The organism is Massilimicrobiota sp. SW1139 (assembly GCF_012027715.1).
GTDB lineage: Bacteria > Bacillota_I > Bacilli_A > Erysipelotrichales > Coprobacillaceae > Allocoprobacillus > Allocoprobacillus merdigallinarum.
The window spans coordinates 1-1,923 of the sequence record NZ_SJOR01000043.1 but is presented as its reverse complement, the minus strand read 5'-3'; the positions used below and the strand labels follow the sequence as shown (position 1 = coordinate 1,923).

At 34.9% G+C, this 1,923-nt stretch carries 2 protein-coding genes; one reads left to right on the top strand and one right to left on the bottom strand.

What is annotated here, in order from left to right; genetic code table 11:
* On the bottom strand, positions 1-204 hold a 204-nt coding region (locus tag E0K96_RS12140), incomplete at its 3' end, for a hypothetical protein (RefSeq protein WP_206080743.1).
* A gap of 136 nt (positions 205-340) precedes the next feature.
* Here E0K96_RS12140 and E0K96_RS12015 point away from each other — a divergent pair.
* A complete protein-coding gene (locus E0K96_RS12015) occupies positions 341-1,744 on the top strand; it encodes an IS110 family RNA-guided transposase (RefSeq protein ID WP_168083442.1) in 1,404 nt (467 codons plus the stop codon).
* Positions 1,745-1,923 lie beyond the last annotated feature (179 nt).

The window sequence follows — 1,923 nt, the reverse complement described above, 5'->3', positions numbered from 1 at the left end:
ACCACCTCTCGTATAATATGTATAGAAGTTTGAATTAAGGATTTCCTTTTTTAAACAATTGAGATATCTCAATTGTTTAAAAATTTCCTTGCTTCTACACTCTCTTTTTAAGATAATAGTTTCGTTTTGAATCAAGGTTTTATTCTCCACCTCTGCGGCCATCTCTTTATGTTCCGCTTCAAAAAGACTTAATCCTCTGTTCAAGGCGTGCTTTATACCCGAATGAGTTTGTTGCAGCAGTGTTTCTCACTTGTCTCCGTATTTGCGAGGTTGCGTTTGTCTTGATTTAGAGGTGCAATTCAAAACCATTTACATACTTGAGAAAGAAGGTCATTATTTTATGAAAAATTACGATTACAATCTTTTTGTTGGCATTGATGTCTCTAAAGGCAAGGCTGATGCTGCTGTTCTGGCTGTCCCTGAATTAAGATCAGTCAAACCCCGTTTCCTTAGAAAAAAATTATCTTTTAAGTTCATTAAATCTGATGTTGTTGAGTTTTTAAATACTGTGAGAAAGTATTCCAATGATCAACACTGTCTTCACACTTATTTTGCTTTGGAGGTCACTGGTATCTATTCTACTAATGTCTACAGCTTTATTAAACAAAACTGTAACAGCGATGAAGAAATCCATCAGCTTAATACTGATTTCGTCAATAAATGGAGAGAAAGCCATAATATATCCAAATCTGATCCTTTGGATGCTCAAACTATCAGTACCATTATTGGAACTGATGATGATGTCAGATATGTTTCAGATTCTGTCTTTGAAAACAAAAATGGATATCAAGATCTTAAGGCTCTCGTTCACAGACATTATCAGATTAAAAAACTCCATTCTCAGGAAACTAACCGTCTCATTGCCCTTTGTGATTGTTATTTCCCTGAACTTCAGTATGTTTTTGAACCTAAATCAGCTGCTTTTCTAGCTGTCTTATCTCAATATCCTACTTCGCATGATATCATAAATGCTTCCAAAAATGAAGTGTTTTATCTCGTTTACGAAGCAACCAAGCATCGCTGCAGTTTGGATAAGATAGATAAGCTATTCAATTATGCTCAGGATACACTGGTTCCACATGTATCCGATCATATAAGATGCGTTATTTCCAACACTGTTGAAAGCATCTTCAATATTCGTGCACAATTGAAACTGATTGAAAAAGATATCAGAAAGCTTGCCGCCACTTTTAATGTTTACAGTCTATTGATGACCATCACTGGCTGTGGTCCTTTGACAGCTGCAGTTATCATCGCTGAAACCGGAGACATCTTCAGATTCAAGAATGCTGACCATTATGTCTCTTACAGCGGTTCATCGCCACGAAACAAGCGTTCCGGCAAGTCCGTGGAAATCATGGGCAAGATTTCCAAGAAAGGATCAAAATATCTGAGACACGCTCTTTACATGATTGCTGAATTTGCCAGACGACACAATCCTGTTCTTAAGCACTTATTTGAAAGAGTGAAGAACGGAAATAAGAAGCGTCATAAACTGGCAGTTATTGCAGTTGCCAATCGTATTGCCAGATATATCTATTCAATCATGAAAAACGAAAGCAGTTTTGTAATCATGCATGAAAATATCATGCGATTACCAGAAGAAACCCGAAATACGTTCTTCAATTCAATATCTTTAGATTTTCCAAAGAATACCAGAAAACAGATTTATCAATATTCTGATGTCAATGGTGAAATTCATCGCTTTGTTTATAAAAACGAAACGACCGAATCAATAGCTTAAAAAAACAGAAAATCTAAAATATAAGAGCTTTCAAAATATATATTTTGAAAAGTTGTTTTTAGCGCACCCAAAAATCCACTAAATACATCAAAGAACATCGGATTGCTCCTCTCAATCAGGACAAACACTATTAAAAATAATTATTTAAATTAATTATTGACATTTAATAGTTTGTCTTT